The sequence below is a fragment of the Mitsuokella apri genome, assembly GCF_047974105.1.
GTDB lineage: Bacteria > Bacillota > Negativicutes > Selenomonadales > Selenomonadaceae > Mitsuokella.
Genome location: NZ_JBHYRS010000039.1, coordinates 1 through 221, shown reverse-complemented (window position 1 = coordinate 221; position 221 = coordinate 1). Strand labels below are relative to the sequence as shown.

1 rRNA gene is annotated in these 221 nt (G+C 38.9%); it reads right to left on the bottom strand.

What is annotated here, in order from left to right:
- Positions 1–101 precede the first annotated feature (101 nt).
- A 23S ribosomal RNA gene (locus ACE419_RS11630) occupies positions 102–221 on the bottom strand; the annotation flags it as partial.

Here is a 221-nt window from a genome sequence, read left to right as displayed (position 1 = left end):
AGGTGGAACCATTCAGGCATCATCACCGGATATTCTATTTGAGTGTATGCACACTCAAAACTATACAGAAGAAATTACTTTGCACTGACATTTTAGCTTTTCTAGTTAAGCCCTCGACATATTAGTAGTAGTCAGCTTCATCCTTTACAGGACTTCCACATCTACCCTATCAACCTTGTCTTCTTCAAGGTGTCTTACTAGCTTATGCTATGAGATACTTC